Below are 23,676 nucleotides of genomic sequence, written 5' to 3' on the forward strand. Positions count from 1 at the left end.
ATGCCGTAACACAGGGACAGGAAGAGAAGTGGCGCACAGAAGCCGCCAAACAGTGTAAGAAGGTAAAATAGAAATAGGTTTACCCGCGATAGGCACCAGCCATAAAAAAAGCCACCCCAATAAAAGGGGCAGCTTTAGTCATTCTCGGTAGTGCTAACGCCACACTAACCGTTATTCACTGACGGGTTCGTCACTCACTTTCTCTTTAGGTTCTGGATTCATACAACTGTAAATCACTGGTAACACCAGCAATGTCAGCACCGTTGCAAAGCCCAGACCAAACATGATGACCACCGCCATACTCTGGAAGAAAGCATCACTGAGCAGCGGAGCCAGCCCCAGAACCGTGGTAAATGCCGTCAACATAATAGGCCGTAAACGGGCGGTAGAGGCATCAATAATAGCTTCGCGCAGTGGTTTTTCCTGTCGCTGTAAGCCTATCTCTTCCACCAACACAATGCCGTTACGTATCAACATACCACTCAGACTTAACAGCCCCAACAAAGCCATAAAACCGAATGGAATCCCCGTCAACAGGAAGCCTACCGTGACACCAATTAATGCCAGTGGCACCGTCAGCCAGATCGCTATAGCATTGCGCACCGAGCTGAACATCAATACCGTTACGATGAACATAATCAGGAACGCGATCGGCAAACTGGTGAAAATACCCCGTTGTGCTTCCTTGGTACTTTCATAGTCACCGCCCCACTCCAGTTCGTATCCGCGCGGTAACTGAATGGCTTCCACACCCGGTTTGATACGCCGCAACAGTTCAGCAGAGGTCTCACCGCCTTGTTGGGTCGGATCCGTTTGTACCGTCAGCGTCCGCTTGCGATCCAGGCGCATAATGAGCGGATCTTCCCACTCGGTTTCAAAACTGGTGACAACGTTATCGATCGGGATAAAGGCCAGGCGCGCCTGACTCCATACCATCACATCATTCAGCCGTTCTGCATTAAGCCGTTCTGCATCCGGTGTGCGCAGTACAATCGGCATTAAGCGAGTGCCATCACGGTATAATCCTACCGGCAGGCCACCAAAGCTCATGCGCAATGTGCCATCAACTTCGCGTTTATCTACCCCCAGTTCGCGCCCCAGATAGTCGGAGAATTGTGGCCGGATCATTTTGCTACGATCCTGCCAGTCATGCCGTGCACCATCTGCCATCGGATCAGCAATGATCGCTTTTTCCGCTTGCGCTGCCAGGGTTCGTAACACTTCAGGATCCGGGCCAACAAAGCGTGCTTCAATGGAACTGTTGTTGGATGGCCCAAACATGATGCGTTTTATCTGCGCATCAACCTGCGGGTATTCGTCATGCATATAGGATTCGATTTCATCAATCAAACCCGGTATTTGGCTGAGGTCCTCGGTACGAACCATCACCTGCGCATAGTTAGGATAACGACGTTGAGCATTGTAGGTCAGCATAAAGCGCATTGCGCCCTGACCAATCGTCACCATGGTGTCCTCAACCCCTTTTTGCTGCTTGATATACTGCTCAACCTTGTTCGCTATCCCTTCGGTGTAATTGATATCAGTACCATTCGGCAGCCAGATATCAACGAAGAAGATTGGCGTATTAGAGGGCGGGAAGAAGCTCTGGCGAACATGACCAAAACCCACCACCGATGCCACTAACATGGCCGCCAGCAGCACCAAAGTGATACTGCGATGTTGCAGTAATTTATTCAATATCACCCGATAATAGCGGAATAACCACCCATCATAAGGTTGTCTGGCCGGCTTATCGGCATCCACTTTCGCCGGTTTCTGGTTTTGGAATGCCCACTTAGCAAAGACCGGTGTTAGCGTCAGTGCCGTGAACCAACTTAACATCAGCGAGATCAACAACACCTGGAATAACGATTTACAGTATTCACCCGTTGCATCATTGGACAGGCCGATAGGTGCAAAGGCCAGAATGGCAATGATAGTCGCGCCTAACAACGGCATCATTGAGCGCTTCACCACATTGCTAATAGCGGTAAAGATGCTTTCGCCTCGCTGGCGACCAACAACGATACCTTCCACCACCACAATGGCGTTATCCACCAACATACTTAGCGCGATAATCAGCGCCCCTAACGACACTCGCTGTAGCTCGATATTAAATAGCCACATAATGAGCAACGTACCCAGTACGTTAAGTGCCAACGAGATAGCAATCACTATACCGCTGCGCACCCCCATGAAAATCAGCAAAGTGACCACAACAATCAACAGTGCCAACAGGAAGTTAAGGATAAAACCGTTAACCGCCCCTTCAACTTCATGGGACTGATCATAGAACACGTTGATATGCATACCTAACGGGCGTTCACCGTCAAGCTGCGCCAGCCGGGCTTTAATCGCATTACCTACGTTTACCACGTTGACATTCGGGGCAAACGAAATCCCCAGTGCCAATGCAGGTTTACCGTTGGCACGATAAATATTGGTCGGTGAATGGCCAAAACCTTGAGAGACAGTAGCGATATCACGCAAATACACGCTTTTCGGGCTGCCGGGCTGACTTACCAGTAAATTCCCCAGTTCTTGTACACTTTGGAATTCACCGGTTGGATGCAAACGAATAGACTCACTGCCCACCTGCAACTGGCCCGCATCGGACACCACATTCTGGCGGCTCAGTAAATCGGATAACTGCTGTGGCGTGATACCTGCGGCGGTCATCTGGGCACGAGAAATCTCCACCTGAACTTCTTCAGGCAGAATACCCACAATACCCACTTTACCTACCCCGGGTACCAGTACCAGTTCACGTCGCAGTTGCTCGGCAAAATTACGTAAATCCTGGTTACTGTACCCCTCTCCCGTGAGTGAGAAGAAGAAGCCATAAACATCGCCAAAGTCGTCATTGACCATCGGCGCACTGGCTCCCGGTGGCAAACGCACACTGTTATCGTTGATTTTACGCCGCAGTTCATCCCAGATTTGCGGTAACTCATTCGCGCCATATTGTGCGCGAATATTGATAGTTATTTGTGATAAACCGGCACTGGAAATAGAAGTGACGTCGTCAACATAAGAGAGTTCCTGAATGGCATTCTCCAATGGGAGTGTGACTTCCTCTTCTACCTGCTGTGCTGATGCACCATCATAACGGGTGACAACTACCGCCGTTTTGATGGTGAAGGCTGGGTCTTCCAGCCTGCCTATATTGAGATAGGCAATAATGCCACCAATACCCAGCAACAGAATCGTTAGCCAGATACGGGTATTATTATTGATAAAATTGTCAGTCAGCTTCATCAGAGACCCCGCTCACGGACCCAAGCCCGGACAACCTGATTTGGGCGAAGCTCACCGGTACCTGCGGAGACAATCTGCTCGCCATCAGCCAGACCGGAGGTGATTTGAATACCGTTGGCGGTCAATTGAGCTACCTGAACTTTGCGCTCTTCAACATGCATCTGACCATCATCATTCTTGATAACCCAGACTCTTGCATCATTCAATTGGGCAGTGTCTGGGTTAAACACGGCTTCCACTGGTACGATAATCGTCGGATGATCAGTGCCAGACAGATTGCCAGAGTTGATTCTTACCCGGCCACTGATACCTGAAAGCAATGGCATATCAGCCGGGCGCTTCATCGTCAGTGTCACCTGGAAAGTCTGTGAAGCAGAGGTGGTTGAGGTGGTGTGTTCTTTATACTCAGCAATAAATTCGCGCCCCGGCATATGATTAAGTAATACCGTTGGTTTGTAGTTACGATTGCTGATATCCAGCGTAGTAAACAGGCGCTCCGGCACACTGAACACCACATCTAACGTATCCAATGCACTTAATGTGGCAACCGCCTGACCTGGGGCCATGACCTGATGGTTACGCACATTCACATTGGCAATAATGCCATCAAAAGGTGCGGTAATAGTTGCATCACTAAGTTCTTTTTGTGCAATTTCCAAGGCCGCACGCGCCGATTCCATCTCAGCACGACGTACATCCAACTCAGCACGAGATACCGCCCTTTGCCCTTGCAAGGTATTGAAACGGTTAAACTGATCGCGAGCCAGATTAAAGGTAGACTGACGATCCCTGACTCGTAGGTTCAAATCCGTATCATTCAGTCTGGCAATGACTTGGCCTTTTTTCACCTGCTCACCTTCACGCACCAGCAACTGTTGCAATTGCCCACTTCGCTTAAAGGAGAGCTGAGTTTCATCGCCAGCTTGTAATCGCGCTGGAAAATAGCGAGTGCCATTTTGCCCACTGTCTTCAACGGTAAATATTTTTACCGGGCGCACACTTTCTGCGACTTCAGGGGGAGTTCTGTCGCAAGCAGCGAGAAGAAACGTTAATAGCAGAGTGATTACTGTTTTTATCTTCACTATAAGATCTCGTTGAGTCAGATTTTAATAATTATTGCAGATTAATTATTCACACTTCTTTATCTGTTTTGGGCTTCACTTTTTTGTGACAGACGGCGCACCAGCGCTCTTATTAGTGTGATTAATAATCCCCCGGTAAACATCCCTAGAAAATAGATCAGCACAATTAGCACCGAAATGGGTAGTGTTATTTGCATGGAAAGTAAAGATAAGTTCACTAGCCCGCTGTTTTGAAATACAAAAAGCGTCATCAGGGCCACTATCAGCAAAAAGCACACTAAATACACGTATTTCACTTGATCACCCTTTTCATCTTAGTTCATCATTTCTCGGCTTTAAAAACGTAATGTCGTGCTTTCTTGCCAAATACAAATCTCTGGCTGCTAAAACAGAGATAGCCAATAGCGAAATAGCACTACTCTGCTACTCACTATCAGCTATTTTTTAAGAGCAACTGCGCTATACCCTATATAATTCGAGTTGCAAGAAGGCGGCAATTGAGCGAATCCCGATGAGCTTACATAAGTAAGTGATTCGGGTAAGTGCGCGCAGCTAACACCCCTGTGGCTTCAAGGCCGAAGGACATCCCAAAAGTCATTGGAGCCACAGGTAGGCAGCCAGCAAACGAATCCCGATGAGCTTACATAAGTAAGTGATTCGGGTAAGTGCGCGCAGCTAACACCCCTGTGGCTTCAAGGCCGAAGGGGATTAGTAGTCGACGGCATCCCGGATGATTGGACACGTCATACAGTGACCGCCCCCACGCCCACGGCCTAATTCACTGCCGACTATCTCAATCACTTCGACCCCTTCTTTACGCAACTGGGTATTGGTTTTGGTATTACGGTCATAGGCCAGCACCACACCTGGTGAAAGAGCAACCATGTTATTACCACTGTCCCATTGTTGACGTTCTGTATCGTAATCATTACCTTCGGTCTCAACCACACGCAGTTTTTTCAGGTTAAGCGCGCCAGCAACTGCTTCAACAAAGGTGCCTTTATCACGACTTAACTTAATGCCGGTCGGGCCATTATCAGGGCGCAGTGAGAAGGTTTGGATCTGATTAACAATCGCCGGATATAACGTCACTACATCACGGTCGCAGAAGGTGAACACGGTATCCAGATGCATAGCGGCACGCAATTTAGGCATGGCCGCGATCATGACGCGCTCCACCTGCCCTTCGCTATTTTTAAACAGCGATTGCGCCAACTGCGTGATTGCCTGATGCGAAGTTCGCTCACTCATGCCGATTAACACGGTTTTATTACCGATTGGCATCACATCACCGCCTTCCAGCGTCGCAGTGCCGTGGTGCTGCGTCGGGTCACCCCACCACACTTTCACATTGGCGTCACCAAAGTCCGGGTGGAATTTATAGATAGCCGTGGTGAGGATGGTTTCTTCATGACGCGCCGGCCAATACAGTGGGTTTAGTGTCACACCGCCATAGATCCAGCAAGTGGTATCGCGGGTATACAGTGTATTGGGCAACGGTGGTAACAAGTATTCAGTAATACCAACCGCTTCGCGGATCAGCTTCAACTCTTCTTTGTCACATTTACCGTCTTTATGCAGTTCGGTGGTGGACAAGCCGCCAATCAGCACTTCAGCCAGCACGCGCGGCTCCAGGCTTTCCAGATAGCTGCGGGTTTCTTGCAAAATGCCCAATGACACTTCATTCGGCACAATTTGCTGATCCAAAATCCACTTTTTCGCCGCTGGAATGGCGACCGTTTCAGCCAGCAGATTATGCATCTCAACCACATCAACACCGCGTTCACGCATTTTGGTCATAAAATCAAAATGGTCGCGCTTGGCTCTCTCTACCCACAGGACATCATCAAATAATAATTCATCACAATTACTTGGCGTCAGGCGGTTATGGGCACGCCCTGGGGCGCACACCATTACTTTATGTAACTTGCCGACTTCAGAGTGAACACCAAACTTAGGTTTAGCGTGAGTTTTCTTAGCTTTATCTGACATAAGAACTCCAATAAATTATATGGTGATAATCCCGGTAGCAATGCTATAAATCGCAGCCACCGCAGCAACAATCAGAACAATAAACAGTATTCTTTCATAGGAATTAAAGGCTTTTTGATGCTGTTCACGTTTGGCAATCAGATACAAAATAGTGCCCGGTCCGTAAATAATGGCCGACAACAGCACGTATTTCAGGCCGCCGGCGTAAATCATCAGAGCAGAGTAGAAAGTCGCAATGATGGCAAAAATCAAATCTTTTCTATGACCACGGTTATTCGTTTCGTAAGTCTCACCGGTCCATGCCAATTTCAGGCCATAAGCCCCTACTAACAGATAAGGGATCAGAGTTAATGAACTGGTTAATTCCAGCGCCAGTTGAAAAGCATAATCAGTAAACAAGGTGAGAATTAAGAATATCTGTATAAAGATGTTGGTCAGCCAAACCGCTGCTGAAGGCACAGCATTGCTGTTTTCAGTCGCGAAGATTTTTGGCATGCTGTTACTCTTAGCCGCCGAAAACAGCACTTCCGCTGCCAGTAGTGACCATGATAAATAAGCACCCAACACGGAGATAATCAGACCCACACTGATAAATATTGCACCCCAGCGGCCGACTATCGCCTCTAACACCCCAGCCATTGATGGCTGGCGTAATGCCGCCAAATCAGGGCGCAGTAACACGCCGTAAGACAACATGGTGATCAATACCAGCAGGCACAGCACACCAATAAAGCCCAGAACGGTCGCGATACCAACATGGCTACGTTCTTTGGCATAACGTGAATAAACACTCGCACCTTCGATACCCAAGAATACAAATACTGTGACCAGCATGGTGCTACGTACCTGAGAGAATAGAGACTCAGGTTCAACTGACGTGGTGATTGCCGCCGCCGCATGACCAACATAGCCATAGTCATTCAGATGGGATAAATCAGCACCTTTAATCACATCTGGCGTACCCCAGAAGTTCAGCGCAAAAACATCACCTTTAAAGGCAAAAATCAGTACGATGACGAAAATGAAGATTGGAATTATTTTTGCGAAGGTGGCGATGGTATTAATTGCTGCAGCTTCTTTAACGCCGCGCAATATCAGGATATGGAATCCCCACAAGATAACGGAGGCAATTAACACCGCCGGAATAGTATTACCATCACCAAATATAGGGAAGAATGCCCCTAACGTTGATTTGATAAGAACAAAATAAGAGACGTTACCAATACAGGTACCGGCCCAGAAACCTAATGCAGAAGCAAAACCAAGATAATCCCCGAAGCCCTCTTTTGCGTAAATGAATACACCAGAATCGAGATTAGGTTTACGCTGCGCTAATGTTTGAAAAACAAAAGCCAGCATTAGCATCCCACCCCCCGCTATACACCAGGCGATAAGTGCGCCAAACCCACCGGTTGCTCGTCCAAATGTTGCCGGCAATGAAAATATACCGGCCCCGATCATTGAACCGACCACCAAAGAGGTAAGGGCCGGTAAAGATAATTTATTCGTTGTTGAATTGGCCATGATGCTCTCAATGACATTGGATAAATTAAGTTAAATGTAAATTCTGCTTATCCTACAAACAGATTCACCCAGACCCACTTATCAATATAAATACATAGTTATCATAGCTTCCTTTAAAACTATTGCATAATTTCGGGAAAGTAGACCAAATCTTACAATATGTAAATTCTTGATAAAATTATCACATACATCAGAATTTTGTAACAGTGTTCAAAGTCATCATTTTGTATATTCAGAAAATGACATTTCAGTTTAATTCACTGCAATCTACCTATTCTATTAGCATAGAAATCTGTTTTTATTAGACGGATCATTTAAGATGATTCCAGTACCCGCATTAATTTAATAATAGACATATGAACGAGAGTCCCTGCCATCTTGCGGACTCTCGTTCTATGAACTAAGCTTATAGATTAACCATTAAAAATATAATTTAAATACCCTTAAATTTCAATAAGTTAAAAATAATCCATTCCATTGTTAAAATAGGCAATGTCTTATTAAAATTCTCTATTAGCTCACATTTACTCCCCTATATCCGCCATCAATCAGACGCAGACAATCAGATGACAGCCACATTTATATACTCCGTTTTAATTTTTATAAAACGGATGTAATAGTTTTTTAAATCATTATTGCGTAGTTACTATTAGAGATAAAATCAATAAAAATCGCATTATTACAATAATTATTTAGATTTCATTTAGATTTCATTTAGATTTCATTTAGATTTCATTTAGATTTCATTTAGATTTCATTTAGATTTCATTTAGATTTATTGTGAACATTAAATATTCGATTTTTACATCTAGTCAAGTGAAAATCGTCACTTGATAACGCCAATAAATCACATAAAACCAGTGCTTTAATTTTAAAAAATCAAAAAAAACAGAATCAATCACCAGTAAAACAAAGTGCTTTAGATAGCGAATATATTCATCTTTCCCATAATTTCATTAGGAACATTGATATTTAATGTCGAAATATCTTACCATTTATAGGGTTATAATGATGAAATCACGTAGGAAAAGCCAATTTTTCCTCTTATTATTCCTACAATGTATAAGAAAGCGTAAATAAAATACGTATATTTAGTGTGTAATATGTACATTTTATTAAAGACCTCCTATTTCAAATAGAGATGTCAGCCTTTCCGTTAAAATTCACTTTTTAGCTTCAAAGCATGCATCATCATGACGGAATCAACAAAAACGGCCCCCATTAGGAGCCGTTTTATAGCACGTCAAATTAGCAGAAATGTGTAACTGTTATGTCAATTGCTTATCCGATACATGCTGCGTCTCTGTCACTGAATAGCCCGCCAAAATTGCTACGAAGATCATAAATAGATGGCCTTCAGATGAGTCCAGCAGGAATGAATTAAAGAAATTACACGCCATATAACTGGTCAATACAGCCAGTAGTACATTGCGTAAAACCGGTATTTGTTGCCAAATAACGCGATAACAACAAACAATCCATGCCAAAAAGATAATTAAGCCAACAAAGCCTGATTGGATCGTTTCCAACAGATATTGGTTGTGTGGATTATTGATTTTGTAATTGATCTCTGGGTTCTCATAATAGAAGCCGCCAGCACCGTGCCCCAGAATAGGTGACTCTTTAATTAGCCGCACCGCTTCAATGGCAAAGGCCGAACGTTGCCCCATCGAACTACGACAAGCATCATTTACATCATCCGCAGACGCGGCCATACAGACTTTTATCTCATCGACACCCTGCACGATACGGTCGGTCGCTTTATTGGGTATCAGTAGTAGTGCAGCAAAGGCTATCGCCCCTAACACTACCAATAGCCAGCGTTGGCGGCGCCCCAGAGAGAAGAAGAGCCATATCCCTAGCCCAACAACTAATGCCACATAACCGGTTCGCCCCAATACCAAGAACAGAATACTGTAACTCGCCGCTGCCACCAGCAAGCCATACCCCCAGCGTTTCCAGCCCTGATTTTTAAAGGCCAGCGCCAGCCACAACATGGCGGCCAAAGCCATAAAGAAGTTTTGGGTAATTTGCAGTTTAAAGATAGTCGGATTGGTTGGATCTACATTGCCAATGGGAATGTGCAACACCCCAACGGCCAGTGTTCCGGCTAATGCCACCGCGTTAGCCGCTAAGAAGCCGATTCCAAACAATTTTATCAACCGTGGTTGGTTGATAAAAAACAGGGCTAACGGCAATACATAAAGAAATTTCTTATCTTTACCCACCATATCCGGGCCATAACTGTTGTGATGAAACAGCAGTGACAATGCCAACAATGCAAACATCGCAGCAGGCAGGTAAACCAACGGATTAGTCAGTAATGGTTTGAATTGCAATGTGTTGCGATTAATTATCAAACAGATCAGGATTAAAACCAGTGAGATATTGATCAGTGGGTTGGATGTCGGTAAAGAGATACCTAGCAGCAATGCTGCAATACCCCCCAGCATTTCACTACGGCGGTTGACCGTGAAAGCGGCCGGTGAAGAAGTCGATGGGATTGTCATAATTCTCTCAGCTTAAGCTGGTTAGCGGAAAATAAGGTTACTGATGCGCCCCCGTTAACGGCTTTGAGCACGCCACGCATCAACAGCACTGATAACTTCGCTCACCGGAATGGCGTTCAAATACCGATCGGTAGTGTCAGTATCTATCTCATTAGGGTGTGGCAACGTGCGGTAATGCCCGGCCCATAACAGCGTGTGTGGAGCCTGCCACGGATGCCATTGGTTAAGATTACTGGGGCCAAAGAGAACCACTGCGGGTGTTTGTAAGGCTGCGGCCATATGCATTGCCACGGAATCTACGCCAATAAAGAGCTTAGCGTTATCAATAAATACTGCCAGTTCCGGTAGCGCCAGCAGGCCAGACAAATTAACTACCTTCTCGGGTTGTGTGCATCCGGCAATGATCTCAGCAATATAATCCAATTCAGCCTGATCTTTGCCGCCGGTAAGTAGAATGGTTTCACCTTGCTCAGTGAGATGATTTACCAGTTGGCTAAATGATTCACTGGCCCATGTTTTGAACTTCCAGCGAGCAGAAGGTTGGATCAATATATAGTCATTGATATGGCGTTGTTGGCACAATTTCTGTACCCGTTCAACATCGTGCACACCATAAGACATGGTAACATCATTAATAATATCAGTTAGTTGCAGTGGCGCGAGAATATCCAGATTATTGAGTACGGTATGCCTTTTGGCCGCATTGGGGATATCAACCAATGTAGAATGACAATAGCGCCATAGCCAGGTATCGCGTTTGGGATAATGAAAACCAATACTGAAGCCAGGTTTTAATAAACGACAATACGCTGCGGCTCGCCATTGATCGGATAAATTGAGAATCAGATCATAATGGTGTTCTTTCAATGCATTAAACAGCGCTTTTTCGCCACTGATTTGGGCCTTTAGACCCGCATGCTTGAGGCCACGGTCAACAATAAATGCATGATTGACCGTTTTGTTCTCCCGCAGCATATCTTGCGTTCCGCCATACAGCAGCACGTCGATTTTTGCTTGTGGGTAGTTGGCTTGTAAGGTACTCAGTAGTGGCGTTGTGAGTAAAACATCGCCGAAATGGCGTAATTTAATCACTAAAATGCGCTGAACGTTACTTTTGTCCCGCAGTGTATCTGGCAGGTTAAATGCTCGCTGTTGGGCGGTAGCAACAGGAGCAGAAGGTTGCCCGGCAGGTGATTCTGTCTTATTTGATGTATTCATCATAGGATGCGCCATCATCGGCAACGAAGGGGGGCAATAATGCTATCCAAGTGTTTGCTGCATGGCAATTCTTTTATATCCGTCATACTTCAAGCTTCATGTGCTTTGGCTGCCCTCGCTCACCCCAGTCACTTACTTGAGTAAGCTCCTGGGGATTTACTCAGTTGCCGCTTTCCTGCAACTCGAATTATTTAGGGTATAGCATACCAATATCTTTCTTACTTAACTCTATAAAGCCACGAATGATTGTAATGATCATTCTGCCCCGAAACTCAAGCTGGCAAGTAAGATAATTATCAGAGGAAATTGGCGTTATCGGCGCAGGCAGATTGAGTGCGGAAAGCCGCGCAGCCAACGGAGCGTACACGCAGTACGTGACGGCGGCGAGCACTGCCCCGAAGCTCAAGCTGGCAAGTAAGATAATTATCAGAGGAAATTGGCGTTATCGGCGCAGGCAGATTGAGTGCGGAAAGCCGCGCAGCCAACGGAGCGTACACGCAGTACGTGACGGCGGCGAGCACTGCCCCGAAGCTCAAGCTGGCAAGTAAGATAGCCAATTTTAGAGGCCAGGGGCTTTCCATAGGGAAGTCGTCAACCCACTGTCCACCAGCGACAACTGATCGGTATACACTGCTTGCCAGTTTACTTTTGCGGCTTGATACAGTGCCTGATGCTCGGTGTTCGGGGTGTATTCTCGCTCCCAGCGCACTAGCCGCTCACCGGTTTTATCTAGCGCGTCATACAGCCCGACCCCCACACCCGCGGCGATAGCACAACCGAGAGCCGTGGCTTCTTTGACAACGGGTACTCGTACAGGAACCCCGGTCACATCGGCCAAAATCTGGCTCCACAGTTTCCCTTTTGAACCTCCGCCTGCAAATACCACTGAGGCTGCTTTGACGCCGGAGAACTCAGCAATTTGCGCTAAGTTACAGGCCGAGACTATCGCGGCATTCTCTTCCAGAGCACGGAACAGGGTAGCTTTGTTGCATTTTTCTGGATCAAGTGAAAGGTTAATAAAGGAAGGTGCGGCGTGATACCAGGATTTGAAGCGCATTACATCGGAGAAAATCGGCATGATGCCGTATGCCCCTGCCGGTACGCGGGCGGCCATATCCTCCAATAAACTGTAGGTATCGATACCCAGCCGCTGAGCCAGTAATTTCTCTTCGGCGCAAAATGCATCACGGAACCAGCGCATGGTCAGGCCGGTAAAGAAACTGATGGATTCAGCCTGTACCATACCGGGAATAACATGAGGGTTAATACGCGTATTCATATCCGGATCGGTAATCGGCTTAGGCAAATTAACCACCTGCTGCCAGAAGGTGCCGCCCAATACTGCGGTCTGACCCGGTTGAACGACCCCCAACCCCAAACAACCTAATTGTACATCACCACCGCCCATCACCACTGGCGTTCCCACCAACAGACCACTCTCTTCTGCGGCTTGTGCTGTGACATGGCCTAGCAGTGTTCCAGTTTCTTTGACCGGCGATAAAATATCGGCACGTAGTCCAGCCATCTCCAGCAAGCTCGGTTGCCAGTTACGGGTGACTAAATCCAGCATGCCGGTGGTTCCTGCATTCGAAGGATCAACCGCCAGCTCACCACTGAGCATATTGGCTAGCCAGTCGCTTATCATGGTTAATGTACCCGCCTGGCGATAGATATCCGGGCGGTAATGCGCCAGCCACAGTAACCGAGGCATAGCACTTAGTGCCAGAGTTTGGCCTGAACATTGATAAACCTCGAATTCAAACCCATCATTATGCAGCTCTTTAAGCTCACTGACTTCACGGCTGGCACGGGCATCCACATTGGCACACGCCCAAATAGGTTTGCCACTGCGATCATAAAGCACAATGCCTTCGCGCATTGAGCAGGCAGCCACGGCGCGAATAGCACTCGCCGGTAGCTTAGCCTGATGCAATGCTTGGCGGATGCACTGGCAGGCCAACTTCCAGTTAGTCGCTAAATCAAACTCCATCGACCCTGGGACATCAGGTACTGGCAAATGTAGCCACTCAGCCTGTCCGGCCGCTATCTGATTACCATTAAGATCAAATATGACAGCCCGGACACTGCCGGTGCCGGCATCCAGCGCCATCAGGTATTCAGCCGATGTGGCCGTAGAGAATTGACTCATTACGCTATCCTCTGTTTTATATGAATTTATGAATAAACCTGTCCTCTACTGCTTTTTTCTCAAAAGAATAATCAAAACTATTGGCGTAATTCTTGAACCCCTGCGCAAGCCTAAGCTGGCAAGTAAAATAGCCAATCAAATCAATTTGATGATTGATCTTGCTGTTAGCTCATCCGTCACTAATGCATTCACGTATTTTCCGCGCAATGCAGCCACAATCGCTTCTGATTTTTCAATGCCACCGGCGACACCAATCACTGTCGGGATGTTGGTCAGATCTGTCAGTGAGACGCCAATCAGCTCCTGGTGAATCTGCATATCCGGCACCAATGCGCCATCGGCTTGCATAAAGTAGCCAAGGATATCGCCGACCGCCCCCTTGCGACTGAACATCAGTTGTTCACCTTCACCGATATAGCCGGAGCGTAAAATGGTGGCCTCTTTTTGCTGATTGACCGAACCGATACCCACGACGGCAACATCAGCCGCTCGGGCGGCTAGCATCACATCGCGCACACTGTTTTCCTGACGGAATGTCTCCGCCACTGTGGCACTGGAAGCACGCAACGGCGCAGGAATAATGCTGACCTGACAAGCGGCATCCAACTGGCCAATACCGGTCATATAAGAGCCAACCCCACCGGAAAGCGTCACCAGTCTGACCTGCTGCGAAGCGATAAAACCGCTTAAATGCTGTAAGGCACACATGGTGGTTTCACCAAAGCCGACTGCCAGTAGTTGTTGTGGTTGTATCAATGCCATCAATAAATGTGCAGCGCCAATCCCCAACCGGCTACTGATACTGAGATCAGCCAGAGAAGGCAGAATGCGGATATGCTTGAGGCCGAAATGCTGTTGCAAGGTGTTTTCCAGTTCCAGACAACCCTCATAGCGCGAATTAATCTGTACCCGAATAACCCCAGACTGGCGGCCTTTTTCCAGCAATCTGGAGACCTTCAGTCGGGTTAACCCCAACAGTTCGCCAATATCCCCTTGTGTTAAGCCATCGTGATAATAAAACCACGCAATGCGAGCGAGCAGTTCCTCTTCACTCATGCTATTACCCGGATATTTGTATTCATCGTTAGACGACATGGGTTTTTCTTTTGTTACTGATTTTTCTCTCATCATTAGCCGTGATCCCTATTGCCGCTTTCTCATTCTTCATTGATTCATCATCGATCAAAAATCCACGGTCTGATAAATGCTATACCCAAGAGATTTCAAGATGCAGGAAGGCGGCAAGCGAAAGACAAATTGGTTGTAAACCATTTTGAACAGCGCTTGCGCTGGCCCTTAGGGTGAGCCTCTGATGAGGTTCATAATCCCGATGAGCTTACATAAGTAAGTAATTCGGGCGATTGAGCACAGCCAACACACCTACAACTTGAAAGATGACGGGTATAAATCTCAGTTGAGAACTACGCTAACAGCTTAGGCAATACATTTGAACACATTTTAATTTAAATTTTTTTATTCACGGAAATGTGATCTTGATTACGCCACAAACGGGATTATACAGCTATCTTTTTTGAACACTTTTAAATTTAAAATATTTTTGTTCACAAAAAGGAGCCACTGATGCCGCACACCAATCCGCCACCGCTGCTCCAGGTTCGTGGTATCAGCAAGCAGTTTTCCGGCGTAGTGGTATTGAAGAGTATCGACTTTACTCTGCAACCAGGACAGGTACATGCCCTGTTGGGAGGAAATGGCGCGGGGAAATCGACGTTGATGAAGATCATCGCCGGCGTGCTGCCACCAGACAGCGGTACCATCGAGATCAATGGGCAACCCTGCCTTAATCTCACCCCAGCAAAAGCACATCAACTCGGTATCTATTTGGTCCCCCAAGAACCGATGTTATTTGCCAATCTGTCGGTACAAGAAAATATTCTGTTTCGTTTGCCCAAACATCAGGCAGATAAGAAGAAGATGGCGCAATTACTCAAAAACCTGGGTTGCCATTTGGATCTGTCAGTCAGCGCCGGTTCACTGGATGTAGCAGATCAACAGCTAGTAGAAATTATGCGCGGCTTGATGCGTGACTCACGTATTTTGATCCTTGATGAGCCAACAGCGTCACTAACACCGGCGGAAACCAATCGTCTATTTAGCCAAATCAAAATGTTATTGCAGCAAGGTGTCGGAGTGGTATTTATCTCCCACAAATTACCTGAAATTCGTCAACTGGCAGATTGGGTCAGTGTCATGCGCGATGGTGGCATCGCTCTAAGTGGCGCTACCACTGATTTCTCCATCGATACGATTATTCAGGCCATTAAGCCACAGGCCAAAAACAGCGAATTATCTGATACCCAGAAGCTATGGCTGGAACTGCCCGGTAACCGCCGCTCTCAAGCGCGTGCTCAGTCCAATCAACCGGTGATAGAAGTTGCCGATCTGAGTGGTGAAGGTTTTGCCCATATCTCTTTTGAGGTGCATGCCGGTGAAATCCTGGGATTAGCGGGGGTGGTTGGTGCGGGCAGAACAGAACTCGCTGAAACACTCTATGGTTTACGACCCGCCAGCGGTGGCCACGTCAGGCTGGAAGGGATTGATATCACATTGATGAAAACCGTCAATCGTCTGGCAACCGGGTTGGTTTATCTGCCGGAAGACCGCCAAGCCTCCGGCCTCTATCTGGATGCTCCGCTCAGTTGGAATGTCTGCTCGCTCACCCAGGGTAATCAGGGGTTATGGACACATCCGGCACAGGAAGCCGCCATTCTGGAACGCTATCGGCGGGCACTAAACATTAAGTTCAGCCACCTTGAGCAACCCGTGCGCACCTTGTCTGGTGGCAATCAACAAAAGCTGTTGATTGCGAAATGCCTTGAAGCCAATCCGTTGCTACTGATTATTGATGAACCTACTCGTGGCGTAGATGTATCAGCGCGCAGCGATATTTATCAATTGATCCGCAGTATTGCCTCTCAGCATGTGGCGATCATTTTTATCTCGTCAGATCTGGAAGAAGTAGTGCAGATGGCTTCCCGGGTGTTGGTCATGCATCAAGGTGAAATCAGTGGCGCAGTCAGTGGGGCGGAAATGAATGTCGATACCATTATGCATCTGGCCTTTGGTGAACATAATACCGATGCGCGCCAATCTGCTGAAAGCGAGGGCGCATCATGTTGAAATTTATTCAAAGCTATCAATTTATTCAAAACAATCGTGAAGGTACCGCACTGCTGGCGATTTTGGCTTTATTTGCCTTGCTTGGTGTGATCGACAGTAATTACTTCACCTTGCAAACCTTCACCATGATTTTCAGCAGCGCACAGATCCTGATCCTGTTAGCCATCGGCGCCACCATGGTGATGCTAACCCGCAATATCGATGTGTCCGTCGGCTCCATTACCGGCTTATGTGCCGTCACTGTGGGTATGGCGCTCAATGCTGGTTTCGGGCTGGCAATCTCCTGCCTGTTTGCTCTGCTGGTCGGCATGGTGACGGGCTTCTTTAATGGCATTTTGGTTACCTGGCTGCGCATCCCGGCGATTGTCGCCACCCTGGGTACGCTGGGGTTGTATCGCGGCCTGATGCTATTGATAACCGGCGGGAAATGGATAGAAGGGCTGCCAGCAGACTTGAAAAGTTTATCCACCCCCATTCTGTTTTCTATCTCTCCTATCGGCTGGCTAATTATGCTGCTGATTGTAGCTATGGCCTTGTTGCTAGGTAAAACCGCCTTTGGCCGCAGTTTCTATGCTACCGGCGATAACTTGCAGGGTGCACGCCAACTGGGGATCCGCACCGACAGTATTCGTATTTTTGCCTTCTCAATGAATGGGGTGATGGCCGCGCTGGCAGGGATTGTCTTCGCCTCCCAAATTGGCTTTATCCCTAATCAGACGGGCAGTGGGTTAGAGATGAAAGCCATCGCCGCCTGTGTTCTCGGTGGGATCAGCCTGCTCGGTGGTACCGGCACCATTCTCGGGGCCATTCTAGGGGCTTACCTATTAACACAAATCGACAGCGTGCTGGTGCTACTGCGCCTGCCTGCTTGGTGGAATGACTTTATTGCCGGATTGGTGTTGCTGGGTGTGCTGGTGTTCGATGGCCGCCTGCGCTGTGCCATTGAGCGCAATATCCGCCAGCAGAAATATGCTCGCTTTAATGCTCGCCCGGCAGTTTCTGGTAAGTCGACAACTTCGGATAAGAAGAAAAACGTTATACCCAATAGATTTCATGATGCAGGAAGGCGGCAAACGAGAGAATCCCGATGAGCATACAGTGGTAAGTGATTCGGCTAAACGAGAGTAGGTAACACACCTGCAATTTGAAAGATGAAGGGTATAAAAAGAGGTGGCGCGATGAATATATATCGCCGTTATGGATGGGAACTGGCCTTGGCTGCACTGTTAGTGCTGGAAATCCTGCTGTTTGGTTTATCGAATTCTCGCATGCTGGATATCAACGTATTGCTGTTCAGTACCAGTGATTTCATCTGCATCGGCATTGTAGCTTTGCCGCTGACCATGGTGATTGTCAGTGGCGGAATTGACATCTCATTCGGTTCAACTATCGGATTGTGCTCCATATTCCTAGGCGTGATGTTTCAAGCTGGCGTCCCCATGAGTGTCGCGATCCCGCTGACACTGGTGGTTGGCGCGTTATGCGGTTTGATTAATGCCGGGCTGATTCTGTATACCGGCGTCAACCCGTTGGTCATAACTCTAGGCACCATGTACCTGTTCGGCGGCAGCGCCTTGCTGTTGTCCGGCATTTCCGGCGCGACCGGCTATGAGGGCATTGGCGGTTTCCCAACAGCCTTTACCGATTTTGCCAACCAAACGTTGTTCGGCCTGCCCGTCCCACTGGTTATCTTTATGGTCTGCGTGCTGCTGTTCTGGCTACTGATGCACCGCACTCATAGCGGCCGCAACGTATTCCTTATCGGGCAAAACAGTCGGGTGGCCCGTTACAGCGCCCTGCCCGTCGCGCGTACCTTATGCATCCTGTATGCCCTGACGGGTGTGGCGTCTGCGATTGCCGCGGTCCTATTGGTCTCTTATTTCGGTTCAGCACGCTCTGATTTGGGGGCTTCGTTCCTGATGCCAGCCATCACCGCAGTGGTACTGGGGGGCGCTAACATCTACGGCGGCTCTGGCTCCATCCTCGGGACGGCACTGGCGATATTACTGGTGGGTTACTTACAGCAAGGTTTGCAAATGATTGGCACACCAAACCAGATATCGAGTGCGTTGTCCGGTGCATTGCTGATTCTAGTGGTGGTTGGGCGCTCTATCAGCCTGCACCGACATCTGATTCATGAATGGCTGCAACGTCGTCGCAGCAGACACACCCTAAGTTAATACCTGTTTTCTTTTGTAGTGAAATTGCCAACACCTCTACCCCTAGCTTCTTCGGAGATAGCAATGAAAACACAAAGATTAAAAAAGCTGGCACTGGTTTGTGCCCTTGGATTTGCCTGTATCACTACTGCTCAAGCGGCAGAACGCATCGCATTTATCCCGAAACTGGTCGGGGTCGGCTTCTTCACCAGCGGCGGTAAAGGTGCCGTTGATGCCGGTAAAGAGCTGGGTGTGGATGTGACCTACGATGGCCCGACAGAACCGAGTGTTTCCGGCCAGGTTCAGTTAATCAATAACTTCGTCAATCAGGGTTACAACGCCATTGTGGTTTCGGCAGTCTCACCGGATGGACTGTGCCCTGCGTTAAAACGCGCGATGCAACGGGGCGTCAAAATCTTGACCTGGGACTCTGATACCAAACCAGAATGTCGCTCGATTTACATCAACCAAGGTACCCCGAATCAATTGGGTTCGATGCTGGTCGATATGGCCGCGAATCAAGTGAAAAAAGATAAAGCCAAGGTTGCCTTCTTCTATTCCAGCCCGACGGTTACCGATCAGAACCAATGGGTCAATGAAGCGAAGAAAAAAATCCAACAAGATCACCCCGGTTGGGAAGTGGTCACCACCCAGTTCGGCTATAACGATGCCACAAAATCACTGCAAACCGCAGAAGGCATCTTAAAAGCTTATAGCGATCTGGATGCCATTATTGCCCCAGATGCCAACGCCCTGCCCGCTGCGGCACAAGCAGCAGAAAACCTGAAACGCGACAATGTGGCGATCGTCGGCTTCAGTACTCCAAACGTGATGCGCCCTTATGTTCAGCGCGGCACGGTCAAGGAATTCGGTCTGTGGGATGTGGTTAATCAAGGCAAGATTTCAGTTTATGTCGCCAATGAAATGCTGAAAAAAGGCGACCTGAATGTCGGCGATAAAATTGATATCCCGAACATTGGCGTGGTTGAAGTGGCACCGAATAGCATTCAGGGCTATGACCATGAGGCTAAAGGCAGCGGCATTGTGTTACTGCCACAGCGGGTCATTTTCACTAAAGAAAACATCGACAAATACGATTTTTAATCTCGGCGGCCCGTCCACCGGCGGGCCGGAACAGGACTAAAGGAGTAATAACAGATGGCTGATTTAGACGATATTAAAGACGGTAAAGATTTCGGTATTGGCGTGCCGCAGATAAATCCTGCCTTTACACTGAAAGGCTCGGGTTCACTGGATTGGGGGATGCAATCCCGGCTGGCGCGAATTTTCAATCCGAAAACCAATCGCACGGTAATGCTGGCATTTGATCACGGTTATTTTCAGGGGCCGACCACGGGCCTGGAGCGGATTGATATCAATATCGCCCCGCTGTTTGAATATGCCGATGTCCTAATGTGTACCCGTGGCATTTTGCGCAGTATCGTCCCCGCGTCGGCCAATCGCCCGGTGGTACTGCGCGCATCTGGTGCCAACTCGATTCTGACTGATTTATCCAACGAAGCGGTGGCGGTGGCAATGGAAGATGCATTGCGGCTCAACTCCTGCGCCGTGGCGGCACAAGTCTATATCGGCACTGAACACGAGCATCAGTCGATTAAAAATATCATTCAATTAGTTGATCAGGGAATGCGCTACGGCATGCCTACCATGGCCGTGACTGGCGTCGGTAAAGACATGGCTCGCGACCAGCGCTACTTCTCTCTGGCCACCCGAATTGCCGCTGAGATGGGCGCACAGGTGATCAAAACCTATTATGTTGACAGTGGATTTGAACGTATCGCTGCCGGTTGTCCAGTGCCTATCGTCATTGCCGGTGGTAAAAAACTACCAGAACGCGATGCATTGGAAATGTGCTATCAAGCCATTGATCAGGGAGCGTCAGGTGTAGATATGGGGCGCAATATCTTCCAGTCAGAAGCCCCAATTGCCATGCTGAAAGCGGTTCATGCAGTGGTACATAAAAATGAAAATGCACAAACAGCCTATAAGCTGTTCTTAGATGAAAAAGGTTGAGTGGGCATCGCTGCCAGTCAGTGACTGGTAAGCCGTGACAAGGAGGTCTTCGGTAATAAGGAGACCTTTGGTAATCAGGAGACAAATATGCACGTGACTCTCGTCGAAATTAATGTGAAAGATGACAAAGTTGAGCAGTTTATTGAGGTTTTTCGCGCCAATCATCAGGGTTCTATCCGCGAGGCGGGGAACTTGCGTTTTGATGTGCTAAGGGACGAGACGATCCCAACCCGTTTTTATATCTATGAGGCTTATACCGATGAAGCTGCGGTGGCGGCACATAAGCAAACCCCCCATTACCTGAAGTGTGTCGAACAACTGGAGGGATTGATGACCGGCCCACGCAAGAAAACAGTATTTATCGGCCTGATGCCTTAGCCGACACGGGCAGCCGATTTCCTACGCTGCCCGCATGTTGGAGCCGCATGGCAAATTTAGCGACTGAGCCACATCACGCGCACACGCTAAAACTTATCCGCACCCATAAACCGCCTAGTAACTCACTGTGCAATAACTCTGGGCGGGTTTTATGGTAGGTCGTAATGTCTTTTACCAATGCTAACCCCAGCCCCGCCCCTTGCTGCTCACCCACATTATCCAACCGGTGGAATGGCATCAGCGCTTGCGCAGCTTCATCTTGTGCAATACCAGGGCCACTGTCTTCTATTTCTAACCAACAGCGCCCTGTGTCACCGCCTATAACCAATCGTACCGTCACCACTCCCTGCTTTGGTGTGTATTTCAACGCGTTGTCCAGCAGGTTATCGCACAGTTCCGTCAGCAATAAGGCATCCCCCTCGATCCAGCACTCAGCCCCCCCCTCATAGCCCAGATCAATCTGCTTGCTGCGGGCTTGAGCAAGGTGTGCAAAACACGCGTCGCGTAATAGTGGGCCGAGATTAACCGGTTGTAGTCTGCGCTCGTGTACTTTCATCCGTGATAACTGCAATAACCGATCCGTCAGGGAAACGGTGTGATCCAGTGTCCCGCGCATCGCCAATAGGCTTTCACGCCATTGTTGTGGGGAGTCACTGGCCAGCGCCACCGCCACCTGCGTTTTCAACACCGTTAACGGTGTACGCAATTGATGAGAGGCATCAGCACTAAAGCGCCCCTGACGTGCCACCATTTCCCGTAAACGCTCGATGTAGCGATCAAAGGCCAATAACAACGGTTCCATTTCTGACCATGGCAACACTTTGGGGAGCGGGGTCAGTTCACCGGGATCACGCCGCAGCATCAAGCCTGATAGCTTACGTAATGGCTTGAGAATACCTTTGAGTAAGATATACGCCATTACCAGCGTCAAGAGCACCAGCGTACCTTGGGTCAAGACTGCCGATATCATGATCTGCTGTGCCAGATCATGGCGGGATGCTAGCGTTTCAGCCACCAGCACCATCGCCATCCCCATAACACCAGACTCATTAACCGGTTGATAAAGCGCAGCCACACGTATTGGTTTGCCTCGGTACTCGGCATCATAAAAATGTACCAATGCAGGGTAGAGAAGGGATCGTGGCGTATTCAGCGGGAAAGGCGGTAAATCATTGTAGCCAGCTATACTTTTCCCCTCTGGCGTAATCACCTGATAGTAAAGCTGATCATTCATATTGCGCTCAAAACTATCGAGGACAATATAAGGGACATCAACCTCTAGCTGCCCATGACGAACAACCAACCGCTCCGCCACCGTCCGGGCAGAGGCTAATAACGTGCGGTCATAAGCTAACGTAGCCGCATTCATCGCACTGATATAATGGGTATAAATAGAGATCCCGCCCAAAATCAGTAGTGGGACACCAAAAAACAGCAGCAATTGATGAAACAGCGAACGTGGGGCTTTAAACCATCGTGGCACAGTAGTGTTAGAGCATGCCATTAGTGCATTCCAGGCTGTAACCTAAACCGCGTAAAGTCTGGATAGAGACATTACTGCCATGCAGCTTTTTACGCACCCGATGCACATACAGTTCAATACTTTCTGGATTGGCATCATCGGATAAGGTAAATACCTGCTCAAACAGTTGTTGTTTGGCAACTGGCCTACCCCGGCGATGCATCAGTGAGGTTAATACTGCCGATTCCCGCGGTGTCAGCGCCAGTGGCTTATCCGCTAACAGAAAGTAACCTTCGTCGTGATAGGTCAACTCACCAAATTGCACCGCCTGCCCGGTTCCACCGACACTACGCCGTAATAGAGCACGTATCCGCGCCTCCAGTTCATCCAGTTCAAACGGTTTCGTCAAATAGTCATCCGCCCCCAAGTTCAGCCCTTTCACCCGGTCTGCCACTTCCGTTCTGGCGGTCAACAACAGCACCGGCAGCGTTTGCCCACGCTTACGTAGCCGGGCCAGCAAATCTAACCCGTTCAAACGTGGCAACGCCACATCCAATACCACCAGCGCGTAATTTTCGTTTTGCAGCAAATGATCGGCGGCAACACCATCATTTGCCACATCCACAGCGAAGCCCGCATGAGTCAATGCTTTCTGTAACCAGTGAGATAACTCGGGGTGATCCTCTACCAACAAGAGACGCATATCACATCCTGTACTTTTTCCTTCCCATTGAAAGGTAACTGAAAGGTTAATCTATTAACAATTCAG

At 48.2% G+C, this 23,676-nt stretch carries 17 protein-coding genes; 6 read left to right on the forward strand and 11 right to left on the reverse strand.

The annotated features are described in order from the left end of the window. Positions 1–171 precede the first annotated feature (171 nt). From V1953_RS18285 to lsrR, 9 genes are all read right to left on the reverse strand, one after another. Positions 172–3,258: an efflux RND transporter permease subunit gene (locus V1953_RS18285; protein WP_083160743.1), complete on the reverse strand. Its 3,087-nt coding sequence runs from the start codon at positions 3,256–3,258 to the stop codon at positions 172–174. Beyond that, complete coding sequence (locus V1953_RS18290) at positions 3,258–4,340, reverse strand: efflux RND transporter periplasmic adaptor subunit (RefSeq protein ID WP_372568630.1); 1,083 nt, start codon at positions 4,338–4,340, stop codon at positions 3,258–3,260. The genes V1953_RS18285 and V1953_RS18290 overlap by 1 nt, the downstream gene beginning before the upstream one ends. Before the next feature lie 59 nt (positions 4,341–4,399). After that, positions 4,400–4,636: a LapA family protein gene (locus V1953_RS18295; protein ID WP_372557918.1), complete on the reverse strand. Its 237-nt coding sequence runs from the start codon at positions 4,634–4,636 to the stop codon at positions 4,400–4,402. 412 nt (positions 4,637–5,048) lie between these two features. Beyond that, positions 5,049–6,332: an arginine deiminase gene (gene arcA / locus V1953_RS18300; RefSeq protein ID WP_372568629.1), complete on the reverse strand. Its 1,284-nt coding sequence runs from the start codon at positions 6,330–6,332 to the stop codon at positions 5,049–5,051. Between the two features lie 15 nt (positions 6,333–6,347). Then, positions 6,348–7,856 (reverse strand): amino acid permease, encoded by a 1,509-nt coding sequence (locus V1953_RS18305; RefSeq protein WP_083160751.1) that lies wholly within the window; start codon positions 7,854–7,856, stop codon positions 6,348–6,350. 1,268 nt (positions 7,857–9,124) lie between these two features. Next, positions 9,125–10,366 (reverse strand): O-antigen polysaccharide ligase WaaL-ps, encoded by a 1,242-nt coding sequence (waaL-ps, locus tag V1953_RS18310; RefSeq protein WP_372568628.1) that lies wholly within the window; start codon positions 10,364–10,366, stop codon positions 9,125–9,127. A gap of 54 nt (positions 10,367–10,420) precedes the next feature. Next, positions 10,421–11,587, reverse strand: coding sequence for a putative lipopolysaccharide heptosyltransferase III (gene rfaQ / locus V1953_RS18315; protein WP_442851188.1), 1,167 nt, complete (start codon positions 11,585–11,587; stop codon positions 10,421–10,423). 556 nt (positions 11,588–12,143) lie between these two features. Further along, positions 12,144–13,733, reverse strand: coding sequence for an autoinducer-2 kinase (lsrK, locus tag V1953_RS18320; RefSeq protein ID WP_442851189.1), 1,590 nt, complete (start codon positions 13,731–13,733; stop codon positions 12,144–12,146). A gap of 135 nt (positions 13,734–13,868) precedes the next feature. Next, positions 13,869–14,861, reverse strand: a complete 993-nt coding sequence (gene lsrR, locus V1953_RS18325) for a transcriptional regulator LsrR (protein WP_083163898.1) — start codon at positions 14,859–14,861, stop codon at positions 13,869–13,871. A gap of 453 nt (positions 14,862–15,314) precedes the next feature. Here lsrR and lsrA point away from each other — a divergent pair, with 453 nt between their 5' ends. The 6 genes from lsrA (at position 15,315) to lsrG (ending at position 21,445) form a co-directional block, all read left to right on the forward strand. After that, positions 15,315–16,874, forward strand: coding sequence for an autoinducer 2 ABC transporter ATP-binding protein LsrA (gene lsrA, locus V1953_RS18330; protein ID WP_083160757.1), 1,560 nt, complete (start codon positions 15,315–15,317; stop codon positions 16,872–16,874). Continuing rightward, positions 16,868–17,965, forward strand: coding sequence for an autoinducer 2 ABC transporter permease LsrC (lsrC, locus tag V1953_RS18335; protein WP_083160759.1), 1,098 nt, complete (start codon positions 16,868–16,870; stop codon positions 17,963–17,965). The genes lsrA and lsrC overlap by 7 nt, the downstream gene beginning before the upstream one ends. A gap of 87 nt (positions 17,966–18,052) precedes the next feature. Then, the gene (lsrD, locus tag V1953_RS18340) at positions 18,053–19,054 is read left to right on the forward strand and encodes an autoinducer 2 ABC transporter permease LsrD (RefSeq protein ID WP_083160763.1); all 1,002 of its coding nucleotides are present in this window, start codon (positions 18,053–18,055) and stop codon (positions 19,052–19,054) included. Between the two features lie 63 nt (positions 19,055–19,117). Then, positions 19,118–20,137, forward strand: coding sequence for an autoinducer 2 ABC transporter substrate-binding protein LsrB (lsrB, locus tag V1953_RS18345; RefSeq protein WP_083160765.1), 1,020 nt, complete (start codon positions 19,118–19,120; stop codon positions 20,135–20,137). A gap of 54 nt (positions 20,138–20,191) precedes the next feature. Next, complete coding sequence (gene lsrF / locus V1953_RS18350) at positions 20,192–21,067, forward strand: 3-hydroxy-5-phosphonooxypentane-2,4-dione thiolase (protein WP_083160768.1); 876 nt, start codon at positions 20,192–20,194, stop codon at positions 21,065–21,067. Between the two features lie 87 nt (positions 21,068–21,154). Then, complete coding sequence (gene lsrG / locus V1953_RS18355) at positions 21,155–21,445, forward strand: (4S)-4-hydroxy-5-phosphonooxypentane-2,3-dione isomerase (protein ID WP_083160770.1); 291 nt, start codon at positions 21,155–21,157, stop codon at positions 21,443–21,445. A 73-nt stretch (positions 21,446–21,518) separates the two neighbouring features. Here lsrG and V1953_RS18360 read toward each other — a convergent pair whose 3' ends face one another. Continuing rightward, positions 21,519–22,949 carry a sensor histidine kinase gene (locus tag V1953_RS18360; protein ID WP_442851190.1) on the reverse strand — a complete coding sequence of 477 codons (1,431 nt, stop codon included), beginning with the start codon at positions 22,947–22,949 and terminating at the stop codon, positions 21,519–21,521. Next, complete coding sequence (tctD, locus tag V1953_RS18365; RefSeq protein ID WP_083160774.1) at positions 22,936–23,610, reverse strand: transcriptional regulator TctD; 675 nt, start codon at positions 23,608–23,610, stop codon at positions 22,936–22,938. Before tctD ends, V1953_RS18360 begins: the two co-directional genes overlap by 14 nt. Between the last annotated feature and the right edge of the window lie 66 nt (positions 23,611–23,676).

The organism is Yersinia sp. 2541 StPb PI (genome assembly GCF_052217145.1).
Taxonomy (GTDB): Bacteria; Pseudomonadota; Gammaproteobacteria; order Enterobacterales; family Enterobacteriaceae; genus Yersinia; species Yersinia enterocolitica_E.